This is a genomic window from Myxococcales bacterium, assembly GCA_016706225.1.
Classification (GTDB): domain Bacteria; phylum Myxococcota_A; class Polyangia; order Polyangiales; family Polyangiaceae; genus JADJKB01.
On record JADJKB010000005.1, the window covers coordinates 685589 to 701307 of the forward strand.

Sequence of the window (15719 nt, forward strand, 5' to 3'; positions counted from 1 at the left end):
CCCGAGCTCGGGTTCTGCTCACCTGCGGCGGAACCCCCGAGGGTCGATGTCCAGTCGCCTCAGTGTCTCGTAGAGCGCGGAGCGACCCATGCCCAGGAGCGCCGCCGCTTGCGCCACGTCACCCGCGGCTTCGGTGAGCGCGTCGGTGACGCGGCGGTTGGTCTGTTCGGCCCGGCTTGGCGGCGTGCTCTTGGGGTTTGCGAGGATCAGCAGCGGAGTCACGTCCTCTTCGGTGATCTCCGGTCGCCCCTTGCGTCGGGCAACCTCCGTCGCGGCGGCGATCACGTTGCGAAGCTCGCGCACGTTGCCCGGCCACGGATGCAACATCAGGCGTTCAAAGGCGGCGGGCGAGACCTCGGCCCCGACCGCCAACGCAAACGCCTGTGCGAGCAGCGGTACGTCCTCTCGGCGCTCCCGCAGCGGGGGCAGGCGGATGCGCAGCCCAGCCAGGCGATGCAGGAGATCACCCCGGAACGAGCCAGACTCGATCAGCTGATCGACCTCGCGGTTGGTCGCTGCCACCACGCGTGTGTCGACCGTCAGTGAGTGGTCGTCGCCCACCGGGCGGACCTCGCCGGTCTCGAGGGTGCGCAGCAGCTTGGCCTGGACCGCAGCAGGCATTTCTCCGATCTCGTCGAGGAACAGCGTGCCGCCGTGAGCCGTGCGGAAGAGCCCCGTGCGGTCCTTGGCAGCTCCCGAGAACGCGCCCCGGGCGTGACCAAAGAGCTCCGCGTCCACGAGCTCCGACGGGACCGCTGCGCAGTTCAAGGCCACGAAGGGACCGCCGCGCCCGCTGGCCTCGTGCACCAGGCGGGCGATCACTTCTTTGCCGGTCCCGGTCTCACCCAGGATCAGCACGGCGCTCTTGGTCGGCGCGATGGTGAGCACGGCCTCGCGCGCGTCGTCGAGGGAGGCGCCGCCGTAGAGGCCGGCGAGCTCACCGGGGCGCGGGCGGGCATAGGGTGCGAGATCGGCCACGACGAACAGACTGCGTCCGATGCGAATGACCGAGTGCGGGCGGGCGAGCGTGCCGGAAGTGGAGGCCGGCGCGGCGTCGACCCAGGTCCCGTTGCGGCTGCCGAGGTCGCTCACTAGGACTTGCTCCCCGCGCTGCTCGAAGCGGGCGTGGGCGCGGGACGCGCCGGCGTCGTCGAGCACGATGTCCGAGCTCTCGTCTCGTCCGACGCTGAGAGGTCTCGAGACGTCGATCAGCGTGAGTCCGTCGCCCGCGCGTGCAGGGACCAGCACCAGGCCGATTACGGGAGCGCTCCCGGCGCTGCCCACCGCGTACTGGGCGTGTTCGGTCACCGTGCGCTCGGCCACGCGACGCATCCTATCATTTGGCGGGCGAGCGTCGCGCGCGAAGGTTCAGAGCCCGAGGCCCTTGGCGATGATCTCGTTCATGACCTCGGTCGTGCCGCCGCCGATTGGCAAGAGGCGCGCATCCCGGCTCAGGCGTTCGACCCGGGTCTCACGCATGAATCCCATGCCACCGAAGATCTGCACGGCCTCGTAACAGACGCGCTGGGCGACGTCGGCGGAGAAGTTCTTTGCCATGCTGACCTCTTTGACCAGGTACTCGCCGTCGCGCACCCGCAGCGCGAGGGAGTAGTTCAGCACGCGCGCCGCCTCGACCTCGGTCGCCATCCGGGCGAGCTTGTGGCGCGTGACCTGAAAACCGACCAGGGCCCGACCGAAGGCCTGGCGCTCCTTGGCGTAGGCGATGGCGTCGTCGAGCACGATGGCGGCGGTCGCGTGGCCGTAGAACGCGAGGGCGAGCCGCTCGTGCTGGAAGTTGCGCATCAGCGCCACGAACCCCGAGCCCTCCTCGCCGATGCGATTTTCTTCCGGCACCCGCACGTTGTCGAAGGCAAGCTCGGCGGTGTCCGACGCGCGCCAGCCGGTCTTTTTGAGGGCGCGCGAGACGCTGAAGCCGGGCATGCCTCGTTCGACCACGAAGAAGGTGAGGCCGCCGTGTTTGTCGGGCCCCGTGCGCGCCAGCACACTCACGTAGTCCGCGCGCACTCCGCTGGTGATGAAGAGCTTGGCGCCGTTCAGCAGGTAGTCCCTGCCGTCGCGCACGGCGCGTGTGGCAATGCCGGCGACATCGCTGCCCGTCCCGGGCTCCGTGATGGCAAGCGCAGCGATCTTGTCGCCCGCCATGACCGGCGGGACGAACCGGCGCTTCTGTTCCTCGGAGCCCAGCACGAAGATGGGCGGTAAGGCGATACCGAGGCTGCCGAGGCCGGCCACGACGCCGCTCGAACCACCGGTGAGCAAGGCCTCGATGCCGATCAGCCCGTGCAGCATGTCGCCGCCGCCGCCGCCGTATTCCTCGGGGTAAGCCGCGCCGAGCACTCCAGCGCTGGCGGCCTCCTGGTACAGCTCCCGCGGAAAGAGCTCTGCTTCTTCCCAGGCGTCGACGTGCGGAGCGATCTTTTCCTTGGCAAATCGCAGGCACGTCTGCCGGTAGAGCTCGTAGTGCTCGTCGAGGGGCATGGGGCTCAGTGGCAGTTCTCGAAGGCGACGGTCGCCACCACCGTGTTCCCACCCCCGGTGCAGTTCGCGCTGACGGTGCCCTTGATGTTCTTGACCCCGTTCACTTCGCTGTTCTGCGTCTCCATCGTCATGGTGCCGCAACCTTCACCCAGCATGTCGGTGCGGCTGGCGCCGGCGGGGAAGAAGAAGACCTGGACCTGGCCCGTGGGCTGCTGCAAGAACCGCACACGTTGCCCGGCGCTGTCGAGGAAATCGACACCGCCGAACTGAGGCATGTTGGCTTGCCCAGATTTGCAGCTGTCGATGGCAAACGGCGCACCGTTCACCGTGATCGTCCCGCTCGACTTGGATTTGCACGCGAGCAGCGCTGCCAAGACGAACACCCCGAGCACGAACGTGGATCGCATGACCCGAGGAACTATCACCCGTGTGTGTGAGCTGCAACGGATCGGGTGCCTGCGAGCGCCTGGGTGAGCAGGGCGTTCACGCGTTCGGGCTCTTCCTGGTGAGCGAAGTGCCCGGTCTTGGCGAGCACGTGCAGCGTCAAATCCGTGGCAAGAGCGGCGTGCTCTTCCGCGAGGTGACGCACGAAGCACGCATCTTCTTCGCCCCAGATCAGGGTCACCGGTAGGGTGATGCGGGGGTCGGCGCGGCGGGGGCGGCGTGCGAGCTGGTCGACGGCGCCACGCCGGATGGCCGTGCGGTAGTAGGCGAGGGGGCCGGCCAGGGATCGAACGCGCCCTACGGCGTGGCGACTCGCATCGACGATGTGGGTGGGGGCTCGCTCGGCGCCCGGCGTCTGGCGAAAGAGGTTCGCGAGCGCAGCGGCTCCGCGACGGGACAGCCACAGCTCGGGCAAGACCGGGAGCTGGAAGAAGAACATGTACCAGCTCTTCCGGACCTGCGCCCGATCGCGGAGCAGCGCACGTTCCAGCAGCGTCGGGTGAACGCAGCCGAGCACCACTGCGCGCTCGATGACCTCGGGGTGGTGGCTCGCAATGTGCCAGGTGATGGCGCCGCCCCAGTCGTGACCCACCAGGCGCACGGGCTCAGCGCTCACGTGTCGGCAGAGGGCGACTACATCTCGAGCCAGGCTCTCGAGCTCGTAACCGCTCCGCGGTCGGGAGCTCTCACCGTAGCCGCGGAGATCCGGGGCGATGACGCGATAACCTCGTTCGACCAGCTCGGGTAGCTGCAGGTCGAACGAGCGGTGGGTCTCGGGAAAGCCGTGCAGCAATACCACCGTGGGCCCGGAGCCGGCCTCGACATAGTGGAGGCGGATGCCGTTGACGTGGGCGTAGTGGTGACGCAAGAGCACGAGACGGAGACTAGCCTCGGCGCTCCGCGAGGGCAGGTGCAATCGCCGATGCCAGCGAGCGGGATGGGTCTGCGCAGGAATTTGGGCGGAAGGCGGAACGTAGATTGGGCATGCAAGGAATCCGCGGCCCGGTGCTGCTCGTGGTGTCGTCTATTCTCGTCTGCCCACTCGGCTGTGACAGTTCGGCGAGCGGGGGCGAGGAAACGGGGGGTTCCATCGAACCTCGAGCCGTCACTGCCGAAGAGCAGGCTGCCTGCGAGGCGTACGCCGCAACCCTGTGCGCCCGTGAGGGGGAGTGCAGCCCGTTCAACATTCCGAATTTCTATGGCTCACCCGAGAAATGTGAGAAACAAGTCACTCGCTCCTGCGTGCGCGGCTTTGCGCTACCTGGCGGGTCAAAAACCGTCGAGCGAGTCGAGTCGTGTGCGCAGTCGCTGCCGCTCGGTACTTGTACTCGCGCCTTCGGCTCCGTGATCGGGGCCGAGGTTTGCCAGGATCTGCCGGGGACGTTGAAGAACGGGGCCGCGTGCCTGGAAGACTACCAGTGTGCCAGCAAACGGTGTTCGTTGAGCTCGACCACGTACTGCTACCGCTGCGAGGCGACGCCGCCGAAGACCGCGGTGCTCGGAGCCGACTGCGACCCGAGCGACGGCCCGGACTGCGCGGAAGGGATCTGTTACCTCGGCAAGTGCAAGAAGCTCGGGTCGCTGAACGAGGCTTGTGACGAGAGTACGCTGTGCACGGCGTACCTGCCGTGCCGGAACGGAGTCTGTTCCGCGCCCCTGGGCGAAGGCGCCGATTGCTCGGGGGACGCGGACTGTTTGTTCGGTTACGATTGTGCCAGCGGCAAGTGCACTCCCGCGCCGCCGAAGACGGCGACGGTCGGGGCAGCATGCGGTTTCGGAGTGGGCGCCTTGTGCGCCATCTTCACCCAGTACTGCGCGGGGAACGTGGGAAGTGCGGGGACTTGCAAGTTGCTCGCCGAGGAAGGTGAGGCATGCGGCTTCGACGTGTTTGGCGACGGTGGCTGTGCCTCGGGCCTCGAGTGTCGCGACTTCGTCTGCCAGCTCGAAGGCTTCTCGACTTGCCTGTGACGGGGCGGGCCCGAGCGGGCCTTCAGAACGCGACGCCCGCGGTGATCGGAAGTAGCAGCGTGTTGTCGCCCTCAGTGAAGACCATCGACACGCGGGCTTGGCCGAACAGCTTGATGGCGCCTACCGGGACGTCGACCCCGAAGCCCAGCGTCACCATGGGGTCGGTCTCCGCCGAGGTGTTGGTGTTCCGAGAAGTGTCGCCGAGGCGCAGCTGGAGCTGGGTAATGTCGCTGACGCCGAGGCCGACCCCACCCAGGAAGAATGGCTGAACGCCGCCGTCCGCCACCTGGGCGCGCATGGCCACGAAGATCTCGGTCAGTACGTAGGTGCCGCCGTCGATGCTGTATGGAGTGCCCTTCGGGACGCCGAGCCCGTACCACTTGTTCAGGACACCCTCGGTATCCAGCGGAAATCGGTGGTGGTAGACCGCGCCGCCGATGGTGGTCTTCTTCGATTTTCCGACCCGGCCGCCCAGCTCGACGCCGCCGTGAAAGCCGATGTTGTACAGGTCGGTGAAGCCGCTCGGCTCGACGGGGAGCGCGATGCCGCCTCCGATGCGCCCCTCCTGGGCATGAGCGGATTCAGAGCCGAACAGGACCACGGTCAGGCACATCCCGACAACGAGCACGCTTCGCATGCCCCGAGTACGGGCCCGGAGCGGGGATCCTTCCTGTCACTGGTTTTGCGAGGCCGGCATCGTGATGCGTCGATCTTTGCAGGTCGATGCGGCTGACCACTCTTCGAACTGGATCGGAACGGTGGGGTAGGCGGGCGTGGACCAGAAACTCGCCCACGGCACCGAGCCCGTCGCGCAGCCCGTCCCCGCGCTTCCACACTCGCAGGTGGCCGCGCCGGGGTGGACCTTCGAGACCTGGAAGTGCAGGTGCAGTCCGGTGGACCAGCCGGTGGTGCCGGACTTGGCCAGGGCCTGCCCGCGCTGCACGCTCGCGCCGCAGAAAATGCCAGCGGATAGGCTCATGCCCTGCAGGTGCAGATAGGTCGATTGCGTCCCGTCGCCGTGATCGATGACGATGAGGTTGGCGTTGTTCGCGCACGAGCTCGCGCCGCAGCCGGTGGTGGAGTTGATCTTGAGGTGGGTGATGGTGCCGCCGCGGGCCGCGACGATGGTGAAGCCCGTACCGTTCGCCCAGTCCCAGGCGTAACCGTCGTCGTTGATGTGATCGCTGCAGCAGGAGTCGTTGCAGTCCTGCGTGAGCTGCATCGTCACGCCGGGTTTCCAGGGCAGTCGATAGCCATTCGGGCTGGTGGTGACCTTGCAGTGATCGGCAACGCCAGCACTTTCTACGACGCAACCGTCGGGGCACGCCGTCTGGCTGGTCGGCGGTTTGTTCGCACCTGCGCACTGGTAGAGCACACTGGGATCGGCGCCCTTCATCATGTCGTTCCCGCAGTACGCCCCGGACTGAGTGCCGAGACAGACGGGATTGCCAGCGCTCGTGCCGCCGCTGCCGCCCGCGCCGCTGGTCCCGCCCGCGCCGCTGGTCCCGCCTGCGCCGCTGGTCCCTCCCGCGCCGTTGGTCCCGCCCGCGCCGCTGGTCCCGCCTGCGCCGGACGCTCCGCTCGCGCCGGACGCTCCGCTTGCTCCGGCGACGCCGGCCGCACCCGCTGCCCCGCCGGCCCAGGAACCACCGGCGCTGATGCCTCCGGAACCTCCGCTCGTGGAGCCGCCTTTCCCTCCTCCGCTGGTGGAACCGCCGGAGCTCGAGCCCACGTCGTCGTCAGGTCCAGTTCCGCACGCGAGCGCGAGCGAGCTGACGAGGAGCAGTCCGAACTCGAGCGGCGAGCGAGTCATACTGGCTTCGAACCTTCAGGACTGGGGGAGGTCGAGCTCATGGCGGGGGTGGGTAGAGGTAGGGGGCGAAGCCGCCGGGCGGCGTGCAGCCATCCGTGCAAGAAGGCGGGGTCGTGCTCGAGAGCGCACAAGCCGGCTTGAACGTGGTGCTCGGATCGTCGTAGCAGACGCGCAACGGGCGCGAGATCGCGGTATTGCCGACCTTGTCCTTGGCAACCGCAGCCAGACAGAACCAGCCTTCTTTCTGGGTTGCTTGCGCGAGCTGCGACGAGAGCTCCCAGCCGGTGCCGGTGCACTCGAGTCCGGTCAATTGCCCGATGCCATACACGACGGGCTCGGCCGTCAGTCCGCCGTGCTCGACCACCACCGACAGGTCCGACACGTTGTTCGTGCATAGGTGCGAGGGCGGGGTCTCGGCGGCCAGGTTGCAGCCGGAAATGGCCGGCGCGGTGGAGGGGTTGTCGGTCTGGTACCAGGGAGAGCCGACCGGCTTCACTGCGTTCAACTGCAGGCTCGGAATGGCCTTGCTACCGACGACGGTGTTCAGGGCGTCGCACTCCGGATCTGCATCGTTGTTGATCAGCAGCGGTACCGTGGGACCGTCCGGCTGGAGGTAGAGGTAGACCGACGTCGGGTCAGTGGCCGCGTAGTAGAAGACGGTCTGACCCCCGATGGTGTTGGTCTTGTCCCAGACCAAGGCTCGGAAGTGTTTGAACGGCGTGACCGTGGCTGGATACGGGTCGGCGTCGTTGGCGGCGAGGGATCCTAGCGGGTCGAAGGACTCGGAACAGAGGTAGTTAGTCCCCGACTTCTTCTTGAGCCGCACGTTGCCCGGGTCCAGGTCGACGATCGGCGGCTGGTTGTCCAAATACAGGAGCACCGACGCACCCGACGACTTGTTGCCGGCCTTGTCGGAGGCGGTGACGTTGACCGTGACCTGCACCTTCGAGCCGGCGACGTTGGCGCTGTCGAAGGTGAACGAATAGTCGTTACCGGTGTTGGACCACTGAGTGGTCGCCGCATACAGGTTGGCCTGCTGGTTCAGCTCGACGTTGATGGTCTTCTGATCGACCCCGCTGCCCAGGTCGACGACGGAGAACGTGAGCGGGACCTTGCCGCCGATGATGTCCTGGTTCTTGGGGCTCTTGATCGTGATGACCGGGCCCTGACCGTCGAGGGTGAAGTTGTAGCTCTTGATCCGCTTGGCAGCGGTCGGGGTGCGCTTGTTCGTGCCCTCGATGACCACCGGAATCGAGCCCGACGGCACCTGTGGGAACAACGTCTTGTCGTTGAAGTCGATGGGGTTCTTGTAGCCGTTGGGCACGCTGACATCCGGCGTCGGCGGGATGTTGACGCCGTTGACGGTGAGCTTCACCGTGTCGACGTCTGCCTCCGGGTCGGTCGTCGCGAGCAGCGCGGGGCTCACCTTGAAGACGAAGGGGACCGCGCCAGTGAGCGGATAGGCCGAGCCGTCGGCGGGTGTGGTCACGGTGATGTCCGGGCCGTGGTCGACAAAAGTCGAGATGCTGTCCGTACCGGTCTTGGCCGGCGTCGACGTGTCCCCCGCCGTGCAGCGCACCGAGAACTTCCCCGAGGCGATCGGGGTCAAGACGAACGACGCCTTGAACTCGTTCAGATTCGTGGTGGCCGTACCCGGGAACTCGTCGACGACCGTCTTCGATGCGTCCAGGACCGCGATCTTGATCGTGGTCGGGTCCACGGGCAGCGCACCCGCGAGGGTGGACTTTTCGACCGTACATAGGGCGTCGAGCTGCGCTCCGACCACCACCACGTCGGTCCCCGGATCGGTGGCAGCGGTCGGGAAGATCACCTTCACCGTGGGCGCGCCCGGCACGCTGCCGCCGTCGGTACCGGAATCGCCCGCCGTACCGCCAGTGCCGCCGCTGGCTCCGGTCCCTCCGGTTCCTCCTCCGCCGTCCTTGGCTCCGGTTCCTCCGGTGCCGCCGTTGCCACCGGTGGCTCCGGTGCCGGCCTCCGTGCCTCCGGTTCCGCCCCCGCCGCTGCCCTGCGGCAGGTTTCCGGCGTGGCCGTCGCCTCCGCACGAGACCAGAGCGTACGAGGTGATTCCCAGTGCCGCAAAGCTGAAGAGCAGCGCGCGCAAGTTGGCCATGTAAAGCACTCCCTAATCCCGAAGAGTACCTCAGCGCGCGGAGAGACGCGATACCAACGCCTCGCGCGGGCGCCCAGCACGCCCACGGCGCCGGGATTCAGCGCGGGAAAGTGCTCCGAGAACCTCCGCACTCCGGCGGCGGCCTGCGCCGAAACCCTCCGCCAGCGAGGCCGACTTGACCGCCTCGGCTCACGGCAGCGGGTGGGCGAGGAAAAACGTCATCACCGCCTCGCCCCAGTTGAAGGCAGCGGTCTGATCACACTTGAACGAAAAGACCTGGCCTGGTTCGCCGCCCGGATCGGTGCTGCCCGGGTAGCAGTGGCCGCCGAGCAGCGTGGCCCCCGAGTACTCGTGCTGGAGCATCTCGAACACGTCGCCTTTGGCGTTCGTGTGGCGATCCCAGGTGTGCATCGAGTCGCCCGAGACACTCGACTTGTCGGTCAACCCGAGCACCTTGATCACGCTGTCCCGCGCGGCCGCCGCGGTCGAGAAATTGACCAGCGCGTCCTTCGTGCCGTGCATGTAGAGCATCGGCATCGGGCGGGCCGGGGCCTTGCCCTTCGAGTAACAATTCTCCTGTGCACTGTGACCAAAACCCGCCGGCGCCGCGCTCGCGATCACGTCCGAGTGGTCACAGATGAAGCGCCACGTCATATCCCCGCCCTGCGAGAAGCCGGTGAAGTGCACGCGTTTTTTGTCGACCTGGAACACCTTGATGGTGCGCTGCATGAAGTCGAAGACCTTCGGGTCGTCTTCGGCTGCGACCCAGCCCGAGAGCGGAGGCGCGGGATCGGCGTTGGGGCTGACCACGATGAAGCCGTTCTTTGCGCCGAGAGCAGCGAGCTTCGTGTTGTTGTCCTCCATCTTCCCGCTCATCGAGAAGCCGTGCACGTCCATGATCAGACCGCAGCCACCCGCCGCACAGGCCGGTGGGACCGACACGTTCCACTTCAGCCCGCTGCAGTCGAAGACGTGATCGGGTTTGGCAGTGACGTCCTTGATGCAGTCGTCCGAAGTGAGGCCGCCGCCCGTGCCGCCGCCGCCCGGGGAGCCGCTCGTCCCGCCGGAGCCGACGCCGGCGCCCCCACCGGTGGCGGTGCTGCCCGCCATGCCGCCGGTGTTCGAAGCTCCACCCGTGCTCGAAGTGCCGCCGGTGGCCGGCGCATCACCCGAGTCCTCGGAGCCGCACGCTCCGACGCCGAGGGCGACCGTGACAAACAGGGCAGCCGAGGATCGCGCGCTCATGGCGCAAGAGTACAACCTTTTCCGTCGCGCCGCCGCCACGCGGTAACAGGGGTCCACGGTGGGCGCGATGGAGGCCGCGCCCACCGTGGGCTCCTCACTTGATCCCGAGCTCGTTTCGCACGGAGACGAGGCGCTCCACGCTCTGCATTACGGTGTTGCCCGTCACGTTGTGGCTCACGTTCATCGGGACGACGTGCACGGCCTTGGTCAGGATGCGCTTGTAGTCCTCCGAGTCCACGAGCTTTCGCAGCTGGTCGACCGAGCCTTCGATCAGCATGTAACCGGCGGAGCTGGAGATGGCCCCGACCTCGGCGATGCCGACCTTGAACTCCGTGATGTTCCCCTTGGCCTTCTGCTCCGAGTAGAAGCCGATGGCGCTCTGGAAGACCGTGAGCCCCATGGTCTCGCGACCCGCAAATACCCCACCCCACGTGACCATGATCGATGCGTCAGACATGATTCCCACCCTTTGGTTGGTGGCGACGACCTTCGCCGCCGGGCGGACCGGGGGGGGGGGGGGGGGGGCGGCCGGGGGGGGGGGGGGGGGGGGGGGGGGGGGGGGGGGGGGGGGGGGGGGGGGGGGGGGGGGGGGGGGGGGGGGGGGGGGGGGGGGGGGGGGGGGGGGGGGGGGGGGGGGGGGGGGGGGGGGGGGGGGGGGGGGGGGGGGGGGGGGGGGGGGGGGGGGGGGGGGGGGGGGGGGGGGGGGGGGGGGGGGGGGGGGGGGGGGGGGGGGGGGGGGGGGGGGGGGCCCGGAGGCAGCCGAGCGGGGGGCACAATCCTAACAGGTCGCGAGACAACGCGACCGGTCATTTAGACAGAGCTCCGGTGCGGCCGCGAGTTCGACAACCGTTCAGTAGTGGCCGACACGCGCGTTCTCGCGCCGTCGCTTGACCGAGGGCCCGGTCGAAGAATAATCGCGCGATGGGCCGGAGGCGGAGTTGAAGGTCGTCGTAACGGGAGGGTCCGGACAGCTGGGCGCGCTGGTGCTGACGCGGTTGCTGGCCAACCGGAAGATCAAGCGCATCGTGTCCCTCGACCTGGTCCCGCCGCCCGTTGCCGGTGCCAAGCTCGACTGGAAGATTGCGGATTTGACCGACCCGGGGCTCGACCGACACCTCGAAGGTGCCGACGCGCTCTTGCACTTTGCGTTCGTCGTCGCGAAGCGCATGCCGCGGGAGCGCATGCGGGCCGTCAACGTCGAGGGCAGTCGGCGCATGTTCGAGCACGCGGCAGCAAGAGGCGTGAAGACCATCGTCTACAGCTCGAGCATGTCCGCCTACGGCGATCAGCCGGACCGCCGTGAGCCTTTCTCGGAAGACTCGCCGCGCACACGCTGGACGGCGCTGCCCTACGCCGACGACAAGTTCGAGGTCGAGGCGTTCCTCGACCAGTTCGAGCCCGCGCACCCGGAGATCCGACTGGTGAGGCTGCGGCCGGCGATCCTCGTCGGCCGGCGGATCAACCACGAGCTCGCCCGCTCGCTCTCGTCGCGGGTGCTGGTCGCGGTCACAGCCGCTCCCATGCCGCTCGTGTGGGACGAGGACGTGGCCGACGCGGCGATGTCGGCACTGCTGGGCGAAGCGCGCGGCGCGTTCAATCTGGCGGCAGACGAGCAGCTGTCGGCGCACGAGCTCGCGCGCCTCACCGGATTTCGGCTGATTCGCCTGCCGAAGACCTTGTTCTCGGCGCTTTCCCCCGTGATGGAGCGTCTTGCCGACACCGACCCCTCGTGGTTCAGGGCGGCGGACGTCCGCCTCCCTGCCAGCAGCGAAAAAGCCAAACGCGAGCTGTCGTGGAACCCCCGCTGCAAGACCGTCACCGAGGTGCTCCGGAACTTCGACGCCGTCACGCCGCGGCGGCTCGACCGTCGGCTCGCGCTCTACTTTCGCCTGATCGACCTGGTGGGGCGGCGCGCGCCGGCGGATCTGCCCGAGGAGGCACGGCGGCTGAACCTCGAGATCCACCTCGATCTCACGGGGCCTCGCGGGGGAGACTTTCGCTGGAAGCTCGAGGCCGGCACGGTGCGGCTCGGTCCCGGCATGCCACGCCCGCCCGACGCTACGCTGACACTCTCACCGGACACGCTGCTCGCGCTTCTGGTCGGCGACGACGACGTGTCGAGCGCTCGTATGGCGGGTCGCTTGCGGGTGATCGGAGAACCGCAGGCGGGCTTGGTGTTTGCCGGGCTCATCACCTATTTCAAAAACGCGGTGCAAAAACCCGGCGTCGACGGCGCGGTCGCGCGGGGATTTAGCCGCTGGTTCAGCTCGGGCCTCGGCCACAAGGAGCAAGCGTCGTGAAGTTTTCGCTCTTCTACGAGATGCAGATCTCAGATCCCACGGCCCAGACCGAGGCCCAGATGTTTCGGGACTGTCTGGAGCAGGCAGTGCTCGCGGACGCCATCGGTTACCACTCCATCTGGGCGGTCGAGCACCATGGCCTGCGCGAGTACTCCCACTCGAGCGCGCCGGAGATCTTCTTGTCCTTCGTGGCCGCCAAGACCCGCCGCATCCGCATCGGGCACGGCGTGACCCTGTTGCCCTTCCGGTACAACCATCCGCTGCGCATCGCCGAGCGGATCGCGACGCTGGACATCTTGAGTGAGGGCAGATTGAGCTGGGGCTCCGGCAAGAGCTCGTCCCTGGTCGAGCAGGACGCGTTCGAGAACGACAAGAGCACCCTCCACGAGCAGTGGCTCGAGGCGGTACGGATGATCCCGCGCATGTGGAGCGAAGACGTGTTCAGTCACGACGGGCGTTTCTTCAAGGTCCCACCGACCCAGGTGGTCCCAAAACCCGTGCAGCGCCCGCACCCGCCGATGTTCGCGGCCTGCACCAAACCCGACTCCGCAGCCAACGTCGGCAGGCTCGGCCTCGGCGCGCTGAACTTCGCGGTGGGAAGCGACGACTACCTGGCCGAGAAGGTCAGTGAGTACCGGAAGGCCGTGGCCAACGCCGAGCCGGTGGGCCTCGCGGTCACGAATCACTTTGCTTGCACACCGGCGACGTTGGTCCTGGAGGACGACAAGAAGGCCTGTCAGTACGGCTTTCGCGGGGCGCGCTTCTTCACGGAGGCGCTGTTTCGTTACTACTCCGGTGGGGATCGGCCGCTGGGGCGACTGCCGATTCCGAGAGAGTTCATGCGGGAAGCGGATCTGGCGTCGGCGATGGCCGTGCGCAACAGCCCCGACGATCAGATGAACGTGCTGTGTGGGGATCCGGCGTTCGCGTGTGAGTACATCGAGCGCTTCATCGAGATCGGCGTGGACGAGCTGATCTTGATCATGCAGCTTGGCACGGTGCCCCACGAGCTGATCATGGAGTCGATCAGGACCTTTGGTGAGAAGGTCTTGCCGAAGTTTGGCTAGAGCACCGAACAGGTTGACCGTCGTTTGTTTTCAGCGACTTGCAAGGTGTTCGGCGCTCGCGCGCGGAGCGCGCACGGCCGAAGGCCGGGGGTTTGGGGCGCAGCCCCAACGTAAGTGTCCTAGAACACGAGCAGCGCAAGCTGATCGGTGTTCTAGAGCGCCGAACAGGTGACCGTCGTTTGTTTTCAGCGACTTGCAAGGTGTTCGGCGCTCGCGCGCGGAGCGCGCACGGCCGAAGGCCGGGGGTTTGGGGCGCAGCCCCAACGTAAGTGTCCTAGAACACGAGCAGCGCAAGCTGATCGGTGTTCTAGGGCTTGGCGGCGGGCGCCGGTTGGACGGCGGGCGCGGGTTTCCCGGCGGGTTTGGGGCCACGGTGGAGGATCGCCCCGTCCCAGCCCGCGGCGAAGAGCTCATCTTTTCCGACGCCCCAGAGCGCCGTCAATACCAGTCCGCCTTGGTCCGTCGACGTGCTCCAGCGCTGACCGTCGTAGTGCAGGATCATGCCCTTGGCCCCCACGGCCCAGACGTCCCTGGGGCCGGTGCCCCACACATGCTGCAAGATGACGAGACCCTTCACCAGTGCCTCGAGCCCACGCGTGAGCGGCCGCCAGCGCTTGCCGTTGAAATGAATGGCCGTGCCGTCGTTGCCCACGGCAATGACGTTCTTCGGACCGCTGCCCCAGACGGCGTTGAGCGAGATTTGCGTCCCGCTCTCCTGGCTCTTCCAGACCTTGCCGTCGAAGAACAGGACCGTCCCGTTCTCGCCGACGGCAAAAATTTGTTCGGGGCTCGCCGCCCACACGCCTTGTAGCCAGCGGTCGGTGCCGCTCGCCTCGCGCTTCCAGGTCGAGCCGTCGTGACGCAAGACGGTTCCACCTCGCCCGACTGCGATGGCGCTGCCCGGAAAGCAGTGGATGGAGGACAGCACCTGCTCGACGCCGGTCGCTTGGTGCTGCCAGGCCTTGCCGTCGAAATGCACGATGGTGCCCTTCGAGCCGACGGCGAAGACGTCACTCGGGCCGCGACCGGCGATGGCCGACAGGTACTCTGGGGTACCGGAGGCCACCGGCGTCCAGCTCTTGCCGTCGTAGTGCAGCACGGTTCCGCGCTCGCCGACGGCCCAGACGTCCGTGGCGCTCGCGCCCCACAGCCCCAGCAGGCGAGCGTAGGTTGGGCTCGGATAACTCCGCCACGCGCCTTCCCGACGATGAAACGTCCGCCCGCCAGGACCGACGACCACGACCTCGCCGCTCGGGGAGTACCACAGGCCCGCAGCCTCACCCACCGGGAGTCGTCCTTCTCCAGCCCAACGATTGCCGTCGAATGACGACAGCTCACCCGAGTCGCCGACGGCGAAGATGGCTTTGGCATTCATGCCCCACAGCGCCCGCCGACTCTCGAGTGAGCCCGAGGCCATGGCAGACCACGTCTCGCCGTCGTAGCGGTAGAGCGGGCTCCCTGGGCTGCCGACGGCGTACACGTTGTCGCGCGTCGTGCCCCAGACGGCGCGAAGGTAGGGGGTGTCGCGGATCGGCGTCGCCTTCCAGCCGCTTGCGTCGTGTTGCACGACCGAGCCGTCGCGACCGACCGCGATCACCCGGTCGCCAGTGCCCCAGATACCTTTGAGCTCGCTCGACGTGCCGGTCTCTTGCCGCTGCCATTCCTTGCCGTCGAAGTGCAAGGCGAGCCCGCGCTCACCCACCGCGTAGACGTCGTTCGCGCCCAGCGCCCAGACGCCGTTCAGGCCGAAGTCGGCGCCGGATTCGACCGGACCCCAGCCCTTTGCGTCGCGATGCACGACGACCCCGTCCCCGACCGCCCAGATGTCCTCCGGGCCAGTGCCCGAGATGGCGCCCAACGACTGCTTCGTGCCGCTCTCCTCGACGGTCCAGCCGTCCGGCGTGTAGCTCAAGATCGTGCCGGCCTTGCCGACCGCCCACATGCGCTCCCCCATGCCCCAGACCGCGTTGAGGTTGTTCCCCTGGGGGAACGGGCTCTGCCAGCACCAGCGGTCGCCGACACAAAGCTGGGGTGGCTCTGGAAGAGGGGAGAGAGGAAGCAGACCGGAGTTGGCGTTTTCGAGCGGCGGCGGTGTCGTCGGAGGTACGGAAGCGCTGGCCGACGGCGCGGGTGCGGATTCGCTCACGGAAGCCGAGGGTGCGGCGCTCGTGCCCGCATCACTCGTCGAGCGACAGCCGAAGAGCAAAACCGGCAGCAACGAGAGTGCAGCCCGCCTCTGAAACTCACGAGTC

The 15719-nt window shown here is 67.6% G+C and carries 14 protein-coding genes; 4 read left to right on the top strand and 10 right to left on the bottom strand.

Going from position 1 to position 15719, the window contains the following annotated elements; genetic code table 11:
* Positions 1–18: 18 nt before the first annotated feature.
* Genes IPI67_10780 through IPI67_10795 form a run of 4 tightly spaced genes read right to left on the bottom strand, consistent with a single transcriptional unit; the run spans position 19 to position 3817 of the window.
* On the bottom strand, positions 19–1323 hold the full coding sequence (locus IPI67_10780; protein ID MBK7580678.1) for a sigma-54-dependent Fis family transcriptional regulator: 1305 nt from the start codon (positions 1321–1323) through the stop codon (positions 19–21).
* A gap of 45 nt (positions 1324–1368) precedes the next feature.
* Positions 1369–2499, bottom strand: a complete 1131-nt coding sequence (locus tag IPI67_10785; GenBank protein ID MBK7580679.1) for an acyl-CoA dehydrogenase family protein — start codon at positions 2497–2499, stop codon at positions 1369–1371.
* Positions 2500–2504: 5 nt separating this feature from the next.
* Complete coding sequence (locus tag IPI67_10790; GenBank protein MBK7580680.1) at positions 2505–2906, bottom strand: hypothetical protein; 402 nt, start codon at positions 2904–2906, stop codon at positions 2505–2507.
* A gap of 14 nt (positions 2907–2920) precedes the next feature.
* Positions 2921–3817, bottom strand: coding sequence for an alpha/beta hydrolase (locus tag IPI67_10795; protein MBK7580681.1), 897 nt, complete (start codon positions 3815–3817; stop codon positions 2921–2923).
* A gap of 110 nt (positions 3818–3927) precedes the next feature.
* Here IPI67_10795 and IPI67_10800 point away from each other — a divergent pair, with 110 nt between their 5' ends.
* Positions 3928–4911 (top strand): hypothetical protein, encoded by a 984-nt coding sequence (locus tag IPI67_10800; protein ID MBK7580682.1) that lies wholly within the window; start codon positions 3928–3930, stop codon positions 4909–4911.
* Between the two features lie 22 nt (positions 4912–4933).
* Here the strand turns inward: IPI67_10800 and IPI67_10805 are convergent, their stop codons facing one another.
* From IPI67_10805 to IPI67_10825, 5 genes are all read right to left on the bottom strand, one after another.
* Positions 4934–5548: a hypothetical protein gene (locus tag IPI67_10805; protein MBK7580683.1), complete on the bottom strand. Its 615-nt coding sequence runs from the start codon at positions 5546–5548 to the stop codon at positions 4934–4936.
* Between the two features lie 36 nt (positions 5549–5584).
* The gene (locus IPI67_10810; GenBank protein MBK7580684.1) at positions 5585–6724 is read right to left on the bottom strand and encodes a M23 family metallopeptidase; all 1140 of its coding nucleotides are present in this window, start codon (positions 6722–6724) and stop codon (positions 5585–5587) included.
* A gap of 37 nt (positions 6725–6761) precedes the next feature.
* A complete protein-coding gene (locus IPI67_10815; GenBank protein MBK7580685.1) occupies positions 6762–8855 on the bottom strand; it encodes a hypothetical protein in 2094 nt (697 codons plus the stop codon).
* Positions 8856–9044: 189 nt separating this feature from the next.
* Positions 9045–10100: a hypothetical protein gene (locus tag IPI67_10820; protein MBK7580686.1), complete on the bottom strand. Its 1056-nt coding sequence runs from the start codon at positions 10098–10100 to the stop codon at positions 9045–9047.
* Between the two features lie 94 nt (positions 10101–10194).
* Entirely contained in the window at positions 10195–10557 is a 363-nt protein-coding gene (locus tag IPI67_10825; protein ID MBK7580687.1) for a hypothetical protein, read from the bottom strand.
* Positions 10558–11038: 481 nt separating this feature from the next.
* On the opposite strand from IPI67_10825, the gene IPI67_10830 reads away from it, so the two are divergent.
* Both IPI67_10830 and IPI67_10835 read left to right on the top strand, forming a co-directional pair.
* Complete coding sequence (locus tag IPI67_10830; GenBank protein ID MBK7580688.1) at positions 11039–12400, top strand: NAD-dependent epimerase/dehydratase family protein; 1362 nt, start codon at positions 11039–11041, stop codon at positions 12398–12400.
* Complete coding sequence (locus tag IPI67_10835) at positions 12397–13467, top strand: LLM class flavin-dependent oxidoreductase (protein ID MBK7580689.1); 1071 nt, start codon at positions 12397–12399, stop codon at positions 13465–13467. Before IPI67_10830 ends, IPI67_10835 begins: the two co-directional genes overlap by 4 nt.
* 307 nt (positions 13468–13774) lie before the next feature.
* Here IPI67_10835 and IPI67_10840 read toward each other — a convergent pair whose 3' ends face one another.
* Entirely contained in the window at positions 13775–15421 is a 1647-nt protein-coding gene (locus IPI67_10840) for a hypothetical protein (protein MBK7580690.1), read from the bottom strand.
* 115 nt (positions 15422–15536) lie between these two features.
* Here IPI67_10840 and IPI67_10845 point away from each other — a divergent pair, with 115 nt between their 5' ends.
* On the top strand, positions 15537–15707 hold the full coding sequence (locus IPI67_10845) for a hypothetical protein (GenBank protein MBK7580691.1): 171 nt from the start codon (positions 15537–15539) through the stop codon (positions 15705–15707).
* The last annotated feature ends 12 nt before the right edge of the window (positions 15708–15719 follow it).

Bases quoted from the DNA above. Each gene is read 5' to 3' on its own strand.
- IPI67_10785 (MBK7580679.1), bottom strand. From the start codon at position 2,499: ATGCCCCTCGACGAGCACTACGAGCTCTACCGGCAGACGTGCCTGCGA.
- IPI67_10790 (MBK7580680.1), bottom strand. From the start codon at position 2,906: ATGCGATCCACGTTCGTGCTCGGGGTGTTCGTCTTGGCAGCGCTGCTC.
- IPI67_10800 (MBK7580682.1), top strand. From the start codon at position 3,928: ATGCAAGGAATCCGCGGCCCGGTGCTGCTCGTGGTGTCGTCTATTCTC.
- IPI67_10805 (MBK7580683.1), bottom strand. From the start codon at position 5,548: ATGCGAAGCGTGCTCGTTGTCGGGATGTGCCTGACCGTGGTCCTGTTC.
- IPI67_10810 (MBK7580684.1), bottom strand. From the start codon at position 6,724: ATGACTCGCTCGCCGCTCGAGTTCGGACTGCTCCTCGTCAGCTCGCTC.
- IPI67_10815 (MBK7580685.1), bottom strand. From the start codon at position 8,855: ATGGCCAACTTGCGCGCGCTGCTCTTCAGCTTTGCGGCACTGGGAATC.
- IPI67_10820 (MBK7580686.1), bottom strand. From the start codon at position 10,100: ATGAGCGCGCGATCCTCGGCTGCCCTGTTTGTCACGGTCGCCCTCGGC.
- IPI67_10825 (MBK7580687.1), bottom strand. From the start codon at position 10,557: ATGTCTGACGCATCGATCATGGTCACGTGGGGTGGGGTATTTGCGGGT.
- IPI67_10840 (MBK7580690.1), bottom strand. From the start codon at position 15,421: ATGGGGGAGCGCATGTGGGCGGTCGGCAAGGCCGGCACGATCTTGAGC.